At 58.7% G+C, this 17,354-nt stretch carries 14 protein-coding genes; 5 read left to right on the forward strand and 9 right to left on the reverse strand.

Annotated features, from left to right (window positions below; translation table 11 throughout):
• Positions 1–44 precede the first annotated feature (44 nt).
• The 5 genes from RX972_RS10695 to RX972_RS10715 all read right to left on the reverse strand — a co-directional run bounded on the left by RX972_RS10695 (position 45) and on the right by RX972_RS10715 (position 7,463).
• Entirely contained in the window at positions 45–1,652 is a 1,608-nt protein-coding gene (locus tag RX972_RS10695) for an ABC transporter substrate-binding protein (RefSeq protein WP_316874911.1), read from the reverse strand.
• Between the two features lie 196 nt (positions 1,653–1,848).
• The gene (locus RX972_RS10700; RefSeq protein ID WP_122397744.1) at positions 1,849–3,183 is read right to left on the reverse strand and encodes an LLM class flavin-dependent oxidoreductase; all 1,335 of its coding nucleotides are present in this window, start codon (positions 3,181–3,183) and stop codon (positions 1,849–1,851) included.
• Positions 3,184–3,197: 14 nt separating this feature from the next.
• Positions 3,198–5,651 carry a TonB-dependent receptor gene (locus RX972_RS10705; protein WP_316874914.1) on the reverse strand — a complete coding sequence of 818 codons (2,454 nt, stop codon included), beginning with the start codon at positions 5,649–5,651 and terminating at the stop codon, positions 3,198–3,200.
• Between the two features lie 5 nt (positions 5,652–5,656).
• Positions 5,657–6,628 (reverse strand): ABC transporter substrate-binding protein, encoded by a 972-nt coding sequence (locus RX972_RS10710; RefSeq protein ID WP_316874916.1) that lies wholly within the window; start codon positions 6,626–6,628, stop codon positions 5,657–5,659.
• A gap of 4 nt (positions 6,629–6,632) precedes the next feature.
• A complete protein-coding gene (locus RX972_RS10715) occupies positions 6,633–7,463 on the reverse strand; it encodes a class II aldolase/adducin family protein (protein WP_122704046.1) in 831 nt (276 codons plus the stop codon).
• Positions 7,464–8,173: 710 nt separating this feature from the next.
• On the opposite strand from RX972_RS10715, the gene RX972_RS10720 reads away from it, so the two are divergent.
• The 5 genes from RX972_RS10720 to RX972_RS10740 all read left to right on the forward strand — a co-directional run bounded on the left by RX972_RS10720 (position 8,174) and on the right by RX972_RS10740 (position 14,334).
• Positions 8,174–9,805, forward strand: a complete 1,632-nt coding sequence (locus RX972_RS10720) for an ABC transporter substrate-binding protein (RefSeq protein ID WP_316874920.1) — start codon at positions 8,174–8,176, stop codon at positions 9,803–9,805.
• Positions 9,802–10,752, forward strand: coding sequence for an ABC transporter permease (locus tag RX972_RS10725; protein WP_095102106.1), 951 nt, complete (start codon positions 9,802–9,804; stop codon positions 10,750–10,752). Before RX972_RS10720 ends, RX972_RS10725 begins: the two co-directional genes overlap by 4 nt.
• A gap of 4 nt (positions 10,753–10,756) precedes the next feature.
• Entirely contained in the window at positions 10,757–11,674 is a 918-nt protein-coding gene (locus RX972_RS10730; RefSeq protein WP_316874924.1) for an ABC transporter permease, read from the forward strand.
• The gene (locus RX972_RS10735; protein ID WP_316874926.1) at positions 11,671–13,311 is read left to right on the forward strand and encodes an ABC transporter ATP-binding protein; all 1,641 of its coding nucleotides are present in this window, start codon (positions 11,671–11,673) and stop codon (positions 13,309–13,311) included. The genes RX972_RS10730 and RX972_RS10735 overlap by 4 nt, the downstream gene beginning before the upstream one ends.
• A 201-nt stretch (positions 13,312–13,512) precedes the next feature.
• On the forward strand, positions 13,513–14,334 hold the full coding sequence (locus RX972_RS10740) for a methyltransferase (RefSeq protein ID WP_316874927.1): 822 nt from the start codon (positions 13,513–13,515) through the stop codon (positions 14,332–14,334).
• Between the two features lie 8 nt (positions 14,335–14,342).
• Here RX972_RS10740 and RX972_RS10745 read toward each other — a convergent pair whose 3' ends face one another.
• The 4 genes from RX972_RS10745 to RX972_RS10760 are packed head-to-tail and all read right to left on the reverse strand — an operon-like array spanning position 14,343 to position 17,322.
• The gene (locus tag RX972_RS10745) at positions 14,343–15,194 is read right to left on the reverse strand and encodes an aminotransferase class IV (RefSeq protein ID WP_316874929.1); all 852 of its coding nucleotides are present in this window, start codon (positions 15,192–15,194) and stop codon (positions 14,343–14,345) included.
• 14 nt (positions 15,195–15,208) lie between these two features.
• Positions 15,209–15,979 carry an amino acid ABC transporter ATP-binding protein gene (locus RX972_RS10750; RefSeq protein ID WP_263267247.1) on the reverse strand — a complete coding sequence of 257 codons (771 nt, stop codon included), beginning with the start codon at positions 15,977–15,979 and terminating at the stop codon, positions 15,209–15,211.
• Positions 15,980–15,995: 16 nt separating this feature from the next.
• The gene (locus RX972_RS10755) at positions 15,996–16,658 is read right to left on the reverse strand and encodes an amino acid ABC transporter permease (protein ID WP_122704036.1); all 663 of its coding nucleotides are present in this window, start codon (positions 16,656–16,658) and stop codon (positions 15,996–15,998) included.
• Position 16,659: 1 nt separating this feature from the next.
• Positions 16,660–17,322, reverse strand: coding sequence for an amino acid ABC transporter permease (locus RX972_RS10760; RefSeq protein WP_206197252.1), 663 nt, complete (start codon positions 17,320–17,322; stop codon positions 16,660–16,662).
• Positions 17,323–17,354: the final 32 nt, after the last annotated feature.

Consider the following 17,354-nt stretch of genomic DNA (forward strand, 5'->3'; position numbering starts at 1 on the left):
CGTCTGCAGTTAGATAGCGTTGTCTCGGGAACATATCGGAACTCCTACCGCTGCAACCACGTATCGAAAAACTGCAACCGCGATGACGCTTCATAATGCAGCCCTTGCACCTGTTTGCCGTGGGCCAGCACCGATGACAGTTCGATCAACGGGATTGCATGCCCTTCACGCAAGAGGATCTCGCTGGCCTGATCAGTCAGTTTCTGGCGTTGGGCGTTGTCCAGCGTGGCTGCGGCCTGCTGCAAGAGCTGATCAACCGGTGCAGGTTGGCGACGGTTGTAATTGCGGCCGTTCACCTCATACACCGTCCGCACCACGTCCGGATCGGCGCGGGTCAGGTTGAAGAATGTCAGGTGCATGTCACTGGCAGACTGCAAGGCAGCGATTTGGCTGATGGTGGATTTGTTCAGGCGCAAGTCGATGCCGACCAGCCGTAACTGCTGCTGTACCAACTCCAGAATCGGCGCGTTTTGCCAGTAACTGAGTTGCAGGGCCAGGCGCTTGCCGTCACGGCTACGGATGCCGTCAGCGCCGACCTTCCAGCCCGCCTCTTCGAGCAGCTGTTTTGCGCCCTCCGGGTCGTATTTCAACAAAAAAGAAAAATCGCGATAAAACGGCGTACTACTTGCCAGCAAGGCTGTTGCCGGTTTTTGATAGCGGGAAATGATGCTGCGCAACTGCTCGCGATCAATCGCTTTGATCAGGGCCTGACGGACCTTTATATCGCTGTACAACGGGTCGGTTTCATCCGGCGTCAGGTTGTACACCACGCCCGGATTGGCTCGGGTCAACAACGACACACCCTGGTTTTCCAGGACCGTTTCGTTCTGCGGCACCACAGCAGTGTCGACGTCGATCTGGCCTGACAACAGACTGCCCAGACGCACGCCGGACTCCGGTACGATGACAAATTCAATCCCGTCCAGCCAGGCTTTGCCTTTGTGCGTCGCCAGGGACGATTCCCCGGAATACGCTTCATGACGTGCAAGCACCACCCTCTGGTTATGCACGAAAGATTTGATCACAAACGGTCCGCTGCCAATCAGGTTGCCCTGGCAACGCTCGGCAGGAGGCAAAGCCAGCGTCGCCGGCGCCAACAGCCCCAGACTCATTGTAGAAGTGGCTTGCAGGAACTGGGCGTTGGACTGCCCGAACTCGATGACGACGGTGTTCTGGTCAGGCGTCTCGATGTTTTTCAGGCCTGCCAGATAGGTCGAACCCAGTACCGAGCGCGCTCCCAGCGCCACGATGTTTTCGAAATTGGCTTTCACCGACGCTGCATTCAGCGCACTGCCGTCACTGAACTTGACGCCTTCGCGCAGGTGAAAGGTGAAACGTCGTGATTCGCCATCCACTTCCCAGCGGCTGGCCAGCCAAGGCACGATTTCACCGGTTTTCGGGTCCTGATCAGTCAGTGAATCAACCACCTGCCGACCCACGTTGAGCGCGGTGTTGTTACCCGCCTGCTGCGGATCGATGCAGTTGGGGTCGCCGTCCAGCGCGACTTTGAGAATGCCGCCAGCAACCGGGCTGGCGGTGGTATTGGTGATCGGCGAATTGGACTCATCGCCGCACCCGGCGAGGGTTACAGCGACGAAGAGCAAGGCCAGTCGAGCGCCGGTGGCAAGTTTTAACGAAGTACTCAAGATCATAAGGAACAACTTTCTCTGAAGTCTGGCTCGGACCCTGTGGGAGCTGGGCTCTAACAGGGCAATGCGATCTTTTGTGGGAGCGGTGCTTGGTCTGGGCGGCATTCCGACGATAAGGACGCCTCGGTATACCTTCGAACCACAGCGCTCCTATCGCGGGCAGCCCCGCTCCCAGAAGATCCAATTGATTCTGCAGGTCTCAGCGCGCATGCCGATTCGCGACATACGGCAAGCCGAGGTTTTCCCGCAGGCTTTTGCCCTGGTATTCACGCTGGAACAGGCCGCGACGTTGCAGTTCGGGCACGACGCCTTCGGCAAAATCACTGATGCTTTCATGCAGGCCGCTGAACATCACATTGAAACCGTCTGCTGCTCCCGCTTCGAACCATTGCTGGAAGTCGTCGGCAATACTTTCAGGCGTCCCGATCAAAATGCGGTGCCCGCCCGATGTCAGCTTGTTGAACAGCTGCCGCACCGTCGGCCGCTCACGGCGAATCAGATCGAAGACCAGCTTCTGGCGACTCTTATGGGTGTTGGTGTCGAACTGTTCCGGCGGTAACGGCACCACTTCGTCGAAGGGCAATTCGGAGAGATCAAACCCGAGGCTGGTAAACCGCGAAATGGTGCGCAGGAAGGTCTTGGCATCAAGCAACTCCTGCAAACGGTCGTACTTGGCCTGAGCCTCGGCCTGGGTGCGCCCCACCACCGGCGAGACACCCGGCAGCACTTTCAGGTGATCGGGATTACGCCCCAACGCGGCCGCACGTTGCTTGATTTCGGTGTAGAACGCCTGGCCCTGCTCCACCGTATGTTGCGCCGTGAACACTAGCTCCCCCGCCCTCGACGCCAAGGCACGACCGGCATCTGAGGAGCCCGCCTGGGCAATCACCGGATAACCCTGAATGGGCCGCGCTGCGTTCAGCGGGCCTTTGACCTGGAACGATTTGCCGTGGTGATCGAGCACGTGCATTTTTTCCACGTCTAGCCAGGTGCCGCTGGCCTTGTCCTGCACAAAAGCGTCATCTTCCCAGCTGTCCCAGAGGCCGGTGACCACGTCATAAAACTCTTCGGCGCGCTCATAACGGTCGGCGTGCTGAACGTGAGCATCCAGGTTGAAGTTCTCGCCGCCGCCCAGCGATGTGACCAGATTCCAGCCTGCCCGGCCGCCACTCAGATGGTCGATGTTGGCCAGCTTGCGGGCAATGTTGTACGGCTCGTTATAGGTGGTACTCGCGGTGCCGATCAGGCCGATGTCGCGGGTGACCAGCGCCAGCGCCGGCATCAGCACCAATGGGTCCCAGCGCACGCTGTTCGGGCCACGCGCCAACGCATCCAGGTCCAGATCGACGTTCAGGCTGTCATTGAAAAACAGCGTGTGGAAACGCGCTTTTTCAAGGGTCTCGGCGATCCAGCGAAAGTGATCGAAATCCTTGAATGAGTCCGCGGCAGCCTGCGGATGACGCCAGCTGGAGCCTAAAATCCCGGCGCTGGGAATAAACGCGCCAAGGATGATCTGTGGTTTTGCAGTGCTCATACTTGATGCCCCTGTCAGAAGGTGTAACTCACACGGGTGTACCAGAGGCCACCGTAGGGATCGAACGGCGAGATGCTGCCGAATTTGGGAAAACCGTTGACGTCGCCAGCGGGGTAAGCGTTGTTGTCAGCACGCACGTCGAACAGGTTGTTGGCGCCGACCGCCACACCAAGGCTGTCGGTCACCGCGTAAGCGACCTCCAGATCGGTGATCCACTTGGCACCGAAGGTCACGTCAAAGTCAGGATTGACGTCACGGGAGATGACCTTGTCGTAGCGATTGAGCGCCAGGTTGATGTTGAATTTATCGACCTGCCAGTTACCGCTGAGAATCAACTTGGTCTTGGGATTGGCCACGGTCAGATAGCCTTGGGCAACCCGGTCGAACAGCTCAAGTCCGGTAGAAGCCAGCGCCGACGGAGTGGATTTGACGCTGTCTATTTCGGTCTTGTTGTAGTTGAACGCAAGGCCGTATTTGACGCTGCCGTAGCGGCCGTAATCGACTTTGTAGTCGGTGACCAGGTCGACACCGCGGGTGGTGGTGTCGGCCGCGTTGGTGAAGTACTTCACCCGGTAGCCGGGTCGATAGCCCTGTTGCTGAAGAATCTGATCGACGCTGTTGCCGGACAGAAAGCCGGTCAGCCCGATACGGTCCTTGATTTCGATCTGGTAAGCATCGAGGGTCAGGTTGGCTGCGGGCACAGGCTTATAGGTGAAGCCCACGCTGATGTTGCGTGACTTTTCCGGGTCCAGATCGCTGGCCCCCAATGCCTTGGCCAACGCCGAATCGACCCGGGCGGTCTTGGCTTCAACGAACTGCAGCACGCCGTTGACCGAGGTGTACTGGTTCGAAGTCTGCGCGTAGGTGGACTGCGACAGCGAAGGCGCCCGGAAACCGTTGCTCAGCGTGCCGCGGACGGCAAACTCGGGAGTGAAATCGTAGCGCAGCGCGAGTTTGCCGCTGGCAGTGTTGCCGGAGCTGTCGTCATACTTTTCAAAACGCCCGGCAACCCCCACGTAAAGCTTTTCGGTGGGGTTGATGCCCAGGTCCAGATAGGTCGCGTAGCTGTTTCGGCTGTTCTGCCCCTCGTCTTCAGGTGTGAGGGTAATCGCACCCTGCGCACCGATGGCTGCCGGTCTTCCGGCCAGCGGCCCGCTCGGGTAAACGTAGCCGCCATTGATATACGAAAGCGGGTCATCGGACTCAGTCTTGTAACGCTCATGGCGATGCTCCGCGCCCCAGGAAACCTGCAAGGGTTTAGCCAGACCGACCTCGAAAGCACGGGTCAGGTCGAGGTTATTAGTCCATTGATCGAAGGTGTTGGAGTAGGTATCGAAATGCGTCGGACTGGACGGCCCCAGAGACGCGTTGAGTGTTTCGTCGGTACCGGCCTGGCCTTTGTCGCGGCCAAAAGTCGAACTCAGATCCCAATTCCACTCCTTGACCAGCCCCCTGGCACCTGCGGCGACCTGATAGTCGATCTCTTCAAGGGTATAGAACGGCGCCGTCCCGTCGGGGTAAATCTCGGGGATGATGTTGGTCGAGTTCGGCCGTCGGTAGTTCTGCCCGCCCCGCGCATCGCGCTTGCTCAGAGTGGAAAAGGAATACAGGCTCAAGTCGTCATTAAGCGGCAGCTCGGCGTTATAGCCGACGTTGATGGCTTTGATTTTCGGCAAACCGTTCTTTTGCAGTTCACGATTAGTGCTTGCTTCTCGCGGATCAGCCGAGCCATCGGCTTGCAGGTAATACAGCGCGCCCGTCGCATCCCTCGAACGGACGGCGGTCTGCTGCGACTTGGCGTCCAGCGAAAAATTGAAGAAGCCGTCGTTGGGCAGCGCAAAACCGGCGTTGAGGGCCTGCTTGATAATCTCGCCGTCGCCTTTGTAATACTCGCCAAACTGAGTGCTGGCCGTGCCGCCATTGTCATTCTGCTTGAGGATGATATTGATCACCCCGGCGATGGCGTCCGAACCGTATTGGGCTGACGCACCGTCACGCAGCACTTCGATGTGGTCGATGGCGCTGATCGGGATCATGTCCAGATCCACCGGGTTGGTGCCATAAGCCGCCGTCGAATCCAGGTTGATGACGGCGCTGTTATGGCGACGCTTGCCGTTGACCAGCACCAGCACATTGGAACCGTTCAGACCGCGCAGGCTGTATGGCCGGGCAATGCTGTCGTTGGAGCTGCCGGACGGTCGCTGACTGAAGGACGGCAAGGACTTTTCCAATGCCCCGCGCAGGCTGCCGGAGCCGGTTTTTTCCAGCTGCTGAGCACTGATTACGTCAATCGGTGCCGGACTGCTGGTTACGGTCCGTGCCTCACTGCCCCGGGAACCGGTGACGATTACTGTATCCAGGGTATCGGTGCTGCTGTCAGCGGCAAATGCCATGACCGGCAGCAAGCTGAAACCTGCGAAAAACCACGGTGCCAGCGGAGTCGCCACCGCGTGAGAGTTCATTTTCATAAGAATCAACTTTCCAGAATCTGCTTGAAGTCGTTACGCCACAGCGGTCGCACGTCGACCTGCTGGCGAATCAACTGATGTTCAAAAAAGGCATCGGCTACTTGCTGCTGGGAGGCGATGGACTGCTCGGAAACCGGCACCATGCGCTGCGCTTCGCCACGCAGGCGCAACTGATCCAGATACAGTTGCGCATCGATGCCGGTGATCTCCTGATTACGCCGCGCCCAGGCCTCAGGGTTGTTTTGTACCCAGGCCCAGGTGGCACGCTCACGCAGAAGAAAATCAGCGACCTGCGCGCTGCGTACTGGATCCTGCAAGGCGCGTTGCGTCGTAGCGATCAGCGTGTTGCCCCGGTAATCGCTGACGTTATGCAAGCGGGTGCCGCCGGACTGCACGGACTGAAGCACAGAAATACCGCCGCCGATCACGGCATCCAGATGCCCGCTGCGAAACGCGATCAAGGCTTCCTGGATCGGCATGGGAATCGGCTGCACATCCTTCAGAGACAGGCCGTGCTGATTGAGCAGGCGCAACAGGAAGTAATGGGTGTTGGTGGCCCGCACATAACTGATCTTCTTGCCCTTCAGGTCCGCAACCTGCTGGATATCGGCGTCATTGCGCACCACGATGCCAATGTCGCTGACATCACCGGGAATCGTCGCCACCAAGGCAATCGGCACCTTGGCAATGGACGCGAAGATCGGCGGGATCTCGCTCATGTACACATAGTCGAGGCTGTCACTGTTCAGGGCTTCGAGGACCAGGTTGCCGCCGCCAATGTCGATCCACTCGACGGGATAAGGCGTATCGAGTTGTCCGGCCAGCCCCATGAACGAGGCTGCCGAGCCTTTATAGCGCCAGACCCGCAGTGGCGCCTGCTCAGCGCCGAACACTGGCGGCGTAAGGGAGGCCAGCAAGCCACCGGCTGCCGCAAGCGCACTGGCGGTCAGCAGTTGGCGTCGGGTAATAGCAACCATGTCCTCAGGCCAACAGATCAGGTTGCCGGGCGATGATCTCGTCCCACAACGGCTGGAAATTGAGCCAGGCAAAAAGCTCGTTGCGCGCCTTGCTCTGGGCACTTGGCGGCTCCACTTGCGGGATCACCGGCACCCCGGCAGCACGAGCCAGCAAGTGCGAGCGCGCTACGTCTTCAGCAAGAATGAAACGCCAGGCCGCGCTCTCGACCGTTTCTCCCACCGTCCAGACACCGTGGTTTTGCCAGAACAAAAGATTGTTGCCTGCAAAGCTGTCGACGAATGCCCCGGTCACGATGTCGCGGTCATGCTCCAGGCTGCCGTCGGCTTTGCGTAACGCATGACGCGGAAAGATTGCCTGATCGCCGACAAAGGCCCCGGCTTCCGCCGTGATCGGATCAAAAAGCTGCGCCAGCGATGACCATGTGCGCCCATAAAAACCATGTAAATGGGCGATACCGACAACTTCCGGACGGGCTTGCTGCAAGCCGTAATGCAAATCCAGTGCGCTGTTATTGAGCAGCCCGTCACCTTCGACGACGTGCCCTTGGGCATCGACGCGCAGCAGTTGCGAAACACTGATCTGCGAAAACGGCACGCCCAGCGGGTTGATCCAGTAGTGATCGGTTTCAATCGGATCGCGAGCGGTGAAATGCCCGGCCAGGCCGACTTCGAATCCATAACGTGAAAACAGGCGATAAGCCGCCGCAAGACGTTGCTTGCGATGCAACCGCTCTTGCAGCAGGTCATCGTGGCGCGGGACGCTATCGAGGGTCAGACGGTTATTGCTGTTGGGCAGGCTGTAAATGCTTCGGGGGATGACGGGTGCATGGCTCATTCGGTTCTACTCAAGCAGTGCTCGTGTTGCCGAGCTTTTTTCTTCAGGCGAACGCAATCGCTGCGCACATTGGAGCGCGTTGACAGGTTGGCATTTAGGAGTTCCGGACCACGCGACATGGGTTGTCGACGGGTCGGAGAAATGGGCAATAACGCTAGATCGTCATGATCGGGGTCCCTCGCATAAAGGCTGGCTGCTGCTCTCCTCCACCGTGCGAGGGGTCGGGTCGAGTCATCGTGTTGTGGCCGTTTTTACGGCTGACGCTTAAGAACCTAAAGCAAGGAAACAGCCTTGTGAAATTCCTTATTGGTCTAACTTAATATTTAATTTTATTATTTATATACGCACCTAACATTCAGTTTAGGCATATATAAATCTCAATCCATCAGTCAGTGTCACTTCTCAGGATCGACAGGGCGACGGACACGACCCCGAAGAACTTGAAATAAATATTGAGCATAATCAAATCGCAAACCAATCAATAAAATACATATTAGCTTAGAAGCAAAAAGCCTTTTACAGCAGCCAACCATAAGAATACGGTCTTAGAAAGACAGCCTGACCCTGCGCTCTTGTCAGCCTTCCCATCTGCCCAACTCCCGCTGTGTAAAGGATCCATCCATGCATCTGAGACATTCCTTGGCAATACCCAACCGCGCCCCAGGCGTTGCAATACACAGTCTCATGGGTCAAGGGTCGAGGATTGCGCGATGAGTAAACGTTTCCCGTTACTTCGCCTGCTGGCTGCCTGCGCCACCGCCGCCACCCTGCTGGGCTGCTCACCGTCCGCTCAGGATCTGGAAGCCAACAAGACCCTGAAGATCGCTTTCTTTCGCGACAACACCACACTCGTCAGCCTCGATCCCTTCCAGGTTTACTGGCTGGAGCATCGCGTAGTTTTGCGCAACGTTGCCGAGTCGCTGACCGATCAGGACCCGCAAAACGGCAAGATCATTCCCTGGCTGGCTGAAAGCTGGGAAGTCAGTGATAACGCGCTGGAATACACGTTCCATCTGCGCAAAGACGTGACCTTCAGCAATGGCACGCGCTTCGACGCTCAGGCGGTCAAAGCAGCCTATGACTCCAACAAAGCCTTTGCGGCGCAACTGCCTACCACGTTCGGCGCGACCTATCTGAAGGGCTACGATCACGCAGAAGTCGTCGATGACTTCACCGTGAAGCTGGTGTTGTCCACGCCTAACGCAGGATTTCTGCAAGCCACCTCAACCACCAACCTTTCGATTCTGGCGCCGGAATCCTACAAGCTCAGCGTCAAGGAACGTTCGCTGGGCGCCATTATTGGCACCGGGCCGTTCGTGCTCGAGCGCTACACCCCGGAAAGCGGCTTGAAGCTGGTCAAGCGCAAGGGCTATGCCTGGCCGTCCGCCAATGCGAAGAACAAGGGCGAGGCGCACCTCAATACCGTCGAGGTCAGCTACGTGCCGGAAGAAAGCGTGCGCAACGGCCAGTTCGTACAAGGTCAGGTGGATATTCTCTGGCCTCGCGCGCCCTTCTCTGAAGTCGATCTGAACCTGTTCAAATCCAAGGGCGCCACGATTCAGAGCCGTTCGCTGCCTGGCCCGGCGCTGAACTTCTACCCTAACACCCGTGGCACGCGCATCCTGGCGGATCGCAATGTGCGGCTTGCGCTGCAAAAAGGCATCGACCGCAAGACCTATGCCGCGACCGTGTACAACCCGCAGTTCCCGGTGGTGACCAGCATCTATGACGTGACTACGCCGTATTACAAAAACAAGTCCGACCAGTTGGCCTACGACCCGCAAGGTGCGGAAAAGCTACTGGATGATGCAGGCTGGCAAAAAGGTCCGGACGGCTATCGCAGCAAGGACGGCAAACGACTCAAGCTGGTCTACAACTTGTCGCCAGCGGAAACCGCAGGCGATGTGCTGATTCAGGACCAACTGCGCAAGATAGGCATCGAACTCAAGCTCAATGTGCTGACCACCGCTGAATGGGCGGCCGCCAACGCCTCGGGCAACTATGACCTGACCTCTACCTACATGACCCGTGCCGACCCGATCATTCTGCAAACCATTATTGATCCGCGCTCGGCCAACAGCTCGACCCTGGCCACCAACCTGTATGCACCGGAAACCCTGCCCAAGGCACTGGAACTGTTTGATGCGGGCCTGACTGCCACACAGGCCGAACAGCGCGCCAAGGCTTACGGCGATCTGCAGGATCTGTTGATCGAAGAAGGCTCGGCATTCCCGATCTACGAGCGCGTCTGGCAGGCCGCGACCGCCAAGAAAGTCCATAACTTCTACTGGACCGCCGAAGGCTTTGCCCTGCTCAACGACATCGAGATCGCAGCGCCATGAGCCGCTACGTGATCGGCCGGATTGGCCAGGCGCTGCTGGTGTTGTGGGGCGCGTACAGCGTGACGTACTTCATCCTGTATTTACTGCCCGGTGACACGCTGTCGATCATGCTCAGTGCGTCGGGTGTCGAAATCGACGCGCTGTCGCCTGAAGAAATCGCCAAGGCACAAGCCTATTACGGTCTGGATGGCGGGATTTTCCAGCAGTACTTTCACTTGCTGTGGGGCGCGGTCCAGGGTGATTTCGGCAGCTCGCTGACCCTCAACCGCCCTGTGGCAGAATTGCTCGTCGAGCGCTTGCCGCAGACCCTGGCGCTGGCCGGTCTGGCCATCGTGTTTTCATTGATTGGCGGCATCGGTCTGGCCTACCTCACCGCTTATGTACGCTGGCAGCCGCTCAAGGTCGCACTGGCCCGATTGCCCTCGCTGGGCTTTTCGGTGCCAGTGTTCTGGATGGGGCTGCTGCTGATTCAGTTATTTGCCTTTACCCTGGGCTGGTTCCCGGCCACCGGCAATCAGGGCTTTTCCAGCCTGATCCTGCCCGCCGTCACCCTGGCGATTCCCAGCGCTGCGGTTTATGCCCAGGTGTTGCAACGCGGCTTTCAAGGTGTCTGGAAAGAACCCTACATCATTACCGCCTACGCCAAAGGCCTGAGCCGTGCCCAGGTTCAGGCCCGGCATGCCTTCAAGAACGCGGCATTGCCGTTGCTGACCCTGATCGGTCTGCAAGTGGGCAATACCGTCTCCGGAGCCGTACTGGTCGAGACGATCTTTGCCCGTTCTGGAGTCGGTCGCCTCGCGCAAGAAGCCGTATTACGCCAGGACATCCCCGTGGTACTGGCAATCGTCGCAGTTTCGGCGGCGGCCTTTGTTCTGATCAATCTGATCGTTGACCTGCTCTACCCCGCCCTCGACCCACGTATCGCCCACACACCAAAGGTCTCCTGACGCCATGACTATTTTTGATAATCGCCTTGAACGTCTGGCCCGCAGCTTCACCAAAACGGATCCGGCACCGCCCGCGCTGTGGCGACGTCGCAGTCGTTTCAGCCGCGCACTGGAGGCCACCCAACCGCTGTTGCGCCGACCAGGCTTCGTGCTGGCGGTGGCAATCATCGCCTTTGCGTTGTTGTCCGCCGTGGCGCCCAACCTGCTCACCCACTTTGCGCCTTACGCTACCTCCCCCATCGACAAACTCACTCCACCCAATGGTGTGCATTGGTTCGGCACCGATGAACTCGGCCGAGACCTCTACACCCGCGTGGTTTACGGATCGGGCCTCTCGGTACAGGCAGCATTGCTGGCAGTGGGCATCGCGCTGGCGGGTGGCTTGAGCCTGGGCATCGTCTCCGGTTTCGCTGGCGGGCGCATCGATGCCGTGATCATGCGTTTCATTGATGTACTGCTGGCCCTTCCAGGCCTGCTGCTCGCGCTGGCCATCGTCACCGCGATCGGCTTCGGCACCATCCCGGTGGCCATCGCCGTGGGCGTAGGGATCATCCCCGGTTTCGCCCGCACCACGCGAGCCGAAGTGCTGCGCATCAAAACCCTGCCCTACGTTGAAGCGGCGCGTCTGGGCGGCGCCAGCTGGACCCGGACCTTGCTGCGCCACATCCTGCCCAACGCCTGGGGCCCGTTTGCAGTACTGGCAACACTGGATTTCGGCGCGGCGATTCTCGCGACTGCGGGCCTGAGCTTTCTCGGTTTCGGCGCAGAACCACCGGCTGCCGAATGGGGCACGCTGATCGCCAACGGTCGTCATTTCCTGATGACCGCGCCGTGGGTATCGTTGTTGCCGGGGCTGTTCGTCGTCGCCGTCGTATTCAGCTTCAACCACATCGCCCGCACCCTTGAGGAGACTCAACGATGAGCATCACGGATGCATTGATCGACGTGCGCCAACTGGCTGTTGCTTACCGTTTTGGCGGGCAGGTCAATCAGGCTGTGCGCGGCGTCTCCTTTCAGGTCGCCAAAGGGGAAACCCTGGCCATTGTCGGTGAGTCCGGTTCCGGCAAGTCCACTATGGCGAATGCCATTCTTGGGCTATTACCGGACAACGCCATAGTGACCGGCGGCGAACTGTGGGTCGACGGCACGGACCTGACCCACGCCTCTGAACGGCAGAAGCGCCAGCTTCGTGGCAGCACCATCGGTTTGGTGCCGCAGGATCCCATGGTCGGTTTGAACCCGACGCTGCGCATTGGCAAGCAAATCGGCGAGGCGCTGATTCAGGCTCACGGCCGTCGTTATCCCGCATTGGATGCTGATGTGCTGGAGTTGCTGCAACAGGTGGGTCTGGACAAGCCATTGCTGCGCGCCCGGCAATATCCCCATGAACTGTCGGGTGGCATGCGTCAACGCGTGCTGATCGCGATTGCGCTGGCGGGCAACCCTCGGCTGATCATCGCCGACGAACCCACCAGTGCGCTGGACGTGACTGTACAACGCAAGATTCTTGATCACCTGCAACGACTGGTGGCCGAGCGCGGCATTTCGTTATTGATCATCACCCACGATCTGGGCGTGGCTGCAGATCGCGCGGATCGAGTATTGGTGATGAAAAGCGGTGAACTGGTCGAACAAGGCCCGCCGCAACAGATTCTGATTAACCCGAGCCATTCCTACACCCAGGCATTGATAGCCGCCGCGCCCGCTTTCGGCCAGCGCAAGACGCCCGTTGCACCTCGCACTCTGGCGAAGGGTGCAGCGCCGATTCTGACGCTGGAGAATGTCGGCAAGTCGTTTCGGTTGCCCTATGTGAAAGGCGAAAACGCTGAATTCCAGGCCCTTGAAGACGTCAATTTCAAGGTATATCCGGGGCAAACGCTGGCCATTGTGGGCGAGTCCGGCTCGGGTAAAAGCACCGCGTTGCGCATTGCGTTAGGTCTGGAAAAACCGACTCAGGGCCGCGTGCTGTTCGAAGATCAGGACATCACTCATTTGGGCTGGCGCGACTTCCGCCCTTTGCGCAGACGTATGCAACTGGTTCAGCAGAACCCTTTCGCTGCCCTCGACCCGCGCTTCACCTTGTTCGAGAGCATCATCGAGCCGCTGGTGTCGTTCGGGCTGTTAAAAGGCCGGGACCTGGAACAGGCCGCACGCAAGCTGATCGAGCGGGTGCATCTGCCGGTGGCTTATCTCGACCGTTTGCCACGGGAGCTTTCCGGTGGTCAGCGACAGCGAGTCGCCATCGCCCGGGCACTGGCGTTGCAACCGGACTTGCTGCTGCTCGACGAGCCGGTCTCGGCCCTCGACGTGTCGGTACAGGCGCAGATTCTTGATCTGCTGGTGGAATTGCAACACGAACTGGGCATCGCCTATGTGCTGGTGTCTCACGACCTCGCGGTGGTCGCCAGCGTGGCTCATCAGGTGCTGGTATTGCGTCAGGGCAAGACCGTCGAACAAGGCGCTGCCAGCGAAATTTTCCACCAGCCGGAAGCGGCGTATACCCGTGAGCTGATTGATGCGATACCGGGGCGACGGCTGGAGGTGGCAGCGCAGTATTGAATTGAAATCCATTCGGCAGCGCTCATCAAACAAAATATAACCACATGATTTGGAATGCTCTTCTGTAGGAGTGAGCTTGCTCGCGATAGCGTCAGCACAGGCAATATATTCATCGACTGATAGACCGAATCGCGAGCAAGCTCACTCCTACAGGTACTGTGTTTACAGCTCGATGTTGGTACACATCCCACAAGGACAATCATGACCCGCACCCTTCTGGCTTTGACCCTCGCCTCGCTTCTCGCACCGGCCCTCAGCCAGGCTGCGACAACGGATATCACTGATGCGCAGTACCGGAAAGTGCTTGAAGGCCCATGGCGAACAAAGGAAAACAGCGCCCGCGACAGGTATCGTCATCCACAAGAGACATTGAAGTTCTTCGGTCTGCAGGCTCAGCAGACGGTAATCGAGATCACCCCGGGTGGTGGCTGGTACAGCGAAATTCTCGCGCCCTTGCTCAAGGACCATGGCCGTTACATCGCAGCCCTTCAAGCGCCCTCCTCTGGCGACTATTACAAGAAAGCCGCCGATGGCCTGAAGCAAAAACTCAAGGCGGACCCAGCTCGCTATGGCGAAGCGGAAACCATCGAGTTCGACCCGCAGGCACCGGTATTCGGCAAACCCGGCTCTGCCGACCGCGTACTGACCTTCCGCAACGTACACAACTGGGTTCTGGCCGATGACGCGCCGCAGATGTTCGCCGCGTTTTTCAAGGTGCTCAAACCCGGTGGCGTGCTGGGCGTGGTGGATCACAGGGCCAAAGACGGAGCGGATGTCAGCAGCATTAAAGCCAGCGGCTATCTGCCTACTGATTACGTGGTGAAACTGGCCACGGATGCGGGCTTCAAGCTGGAAGCGCAAAGCGAAGTCAACGCCAACCCGAAAGACAGCAAAGACTACTCCGCAGGCGTCTGGACCTTACCGCCCTCGTACAAACTGGGCGATCAGGACCGGGCGAAATACACAGCGATCGGCGAGTCTGACCGGTTCACGTTGCGGTTTGTGAAGCCGGTGGGTAATTAGGGCACAGCTTATGACCTGGAATGCAGACCTGTGCAGTCTGTGTGGGAGCTGGGCTTGCCCGCGAGCGTGCCGGTGACGAACGCCTCATCGGCGCTGTAGACCTGAGCCAGCGTGAATTCGCCTTCGTGAACCTTGATACCGTTTTCACGCGCCAGACTGACCAGGGTCTGGCGGGTAATGCCGTTGAAGCAGCAATGCGCCGATGACGTCCACAGTTCACCTTTGCGCACGATAAAGAAGTTGGTGGAGTTGCAGCTGGCGACGAAGCCCCGGCTGTCGAGCATCAAAGCCTCATCGGCACCCGCGTGCAACGCTTGCAGCAAAGCCTGAATCAGGTTCAGACGGCTGTGGGAGTTGAGCCGCAAATCAAACACGTCCGGCGTGCTGCAACGGTAGGTCGAGGTGAACAGCGAAATGCCTCTTGCCTTGGCTTCCAGATCGACGACCTTGTACTCAGCTACACACACCACAGTCGCCTTGCCAATGATGAAGCGCGGATCCTGATTGGGCGTGCTTTTGCGCCCACGGGTGACCATCAGACGCAAGTGTGCACCGTCAGTCATGCCATTGATAGCCAGGGTATCCCAGAGCACTTTTTCGACTTCGGCACGGGTCAGGCCAATATCGAGATCGATACTCAACGCACCTTCGAACAACCGGTCCAGATGCGCCTGCAGGGCAACCAGACGGCCTTGCACCAGTCGCAGTCCTTCCCAGACGCCATCGCCGCAGACAAAACCGGCGTCGAAGATCGATACCTTAGCGGCATCGCGATGAACGAACTCACCGTTGAGGTAGACCTTGACGTCCGCATTGCGCGGGTCTGGTGCATACGCCTGACTGCTGGTGGTTGAAAGCATGGGGGTCTCCGGTCTTAAAAAGAACGCTCGGCAAAGCGGGCGAGGAATTCCTGGGTACGGGGTTGCTGCGGGTTCTTCAGCACTTGATCAGGCGTGCCCTGCTCATGGATGACGCCATTTTCGAGAAACAGTACCCGCTCGGCAAAGTGGTAAGCGAAGCCCAGTTCGTGAGTCACCAGCAACAAGGTGCGACCTTCGTCAGCCAGTTGGCGAATCACCCGCAGGACTTCGCCGACCAATTCGGGGTCAAGCGAAGACGTCGGCTCGTCAAACAGCAAGACCTCAGGTTCCATGACCAACGCACGAGCAATCGCCACGCGCTGTTGCTGACCGCCTGACAAACGCCCCGGGTAGGTATCGCGGCGGTCGGCCAGGCCGACTTTTTCCAGCTGCGCCAACGCACGTTCACGCGCTTCGGCCTGCGGGATCTTTTTCACCGAGATCAGCCCTTCCATGACATTTTCCAGCACGCTCATGTGCGGGAACAGGTTGAACTGCTGAAAGACCATGCCGACCCGTTCGCGTACTTCGCGCAGTTGACGCTCTTGATAGGAGCGCTCACCGCCACGCTCCTCACCCAGCAGCACGCCATTGAGTTCGATCTCGCCGCTGGTGGGCATTTCCATGAAATTCAGGCAGCGCAGCAACGTGCTCTTACCCGATCCGCTGCCACCGATGATGGCGATGCGTTCACCGCGACGGACGTTCAGATCAATCCCTTTTAGCACTGGCTGATCGAAATTCTTGTGCAACTGGCGGATACGGAACAACGGTTGTTCGGTCATGACAATTCTCAACAAATCAGCGAAGCGCCAGACGGCGTTCAAGGCGCGCAGCGAGGAAGCTGAACGGCCAGATCAGGCAGAAATACAGCAGCGCAACCACCGTCAGAATTTCCAGCGGTCGATAGTAGCTGGAGCTGAGCAAACGCCCCTGATACATCACTTCGGTCACTGCCAGGGTGGAGGCCAGTGACGTCACCTTGACCAGTTCAATCATGCGATTGGTGAGTGCGGGAAGCATGCGCTGGCAGGCCTGCGGCAAGATGATCCGCCGTAACGCACGGGCCCGACTCATGCCCAGCGCTTTGGCGCCCTCCCACTGACCGCGGACTACCGACTGAAGACCGGCACGAAAAATTTCCGCGCAGTAGGCCGCGGTGTACAAGCTCAGCGCCAGCGCCGCCGCGAAGAATGGCGTGAAGCGCACTCCCAGCAAGACCGGAAAGGCGTAGTAGATCCAGATCAACTGAATCAGCACTGGCGTGTTGCGGAACACTTCAATAAAGGCAACGGCAGGCAAGGTAACGCGCCGCTTGGGCGACAAACGCGCGACGCCCAGCATCAGCCCGACTGGCACGCCAACCAGCGCGGCGATCACAAACAATTGCAGGGTGACTTTCAGCCCACGCAGCAGCACTGGCAAGTTGTCGATGACGATCTGGAAATCCCAGGTGTAATCCATCTCAAGCGCTCCTCGCCAGGTGGCGTTCAAGGCGCTGGCTGGCCAGACTCGCCGCAAACAGCACACTGAAATACATCACGGCAATCACGCTATAGACCTCCAGTGGCCTGAACGTCTGAGTATTGATCTGCATGGCCTGATACAGGAGTTCGGCATACGCCAGCGACGACGCCAGCGCCGTGGTTTTGACCAGCTCGAAACTGCGTTCCAGAAAGGGTGCGAGCATGCGCCGCAGTGCTTGCGGCAGGATGATCCTGCGCAGCACTCTGGCCTGGGTCATGCCCAATGCCTTGGCGCCCTCCCACTGGCCACGTTCCATGGACGCAATGCCGCCGCGCAACACTTCGGCGTAAAAGGCGCTGGACTGGATCGACAGCGCCAGTACGGCAGCCGTAAACGGCGACAGACTGACCGGTGCCAGTACCGGCAACGCGTAGAAAAACCAGAAGAAATGCACGATGGCCGGGGTATTGCGGTAGAAACCGATAAAGGCCATCGCCGGGTAACGCAGCACGGCCCGCGATGACATGCGCAACACCGCCATCAAAGCACCCAGCAGGACACCAAAAAACAGTGAGACCAGCGCGATACGCAACGTGCCCAACAGACCTTCGAACAGCAAGCCGCTATAGGGCCATATCGCAGAAAAATTCCAGGTATACACTCGTTGTTTCTCTCCTGGGGTGTTCCCCTCTG

The sequence above is a fragment of the Pseudomonas syringae group sp. J309-1 genome (genome assembly GCF_032582135.1).
GTDB lineage: Bacteria > Pseudomonadota > Gammaproteobacteria > Pseudomonadales > Pseudomonadaceae > Aquipseudomonas > Aquipseudomonas quasicaspiana.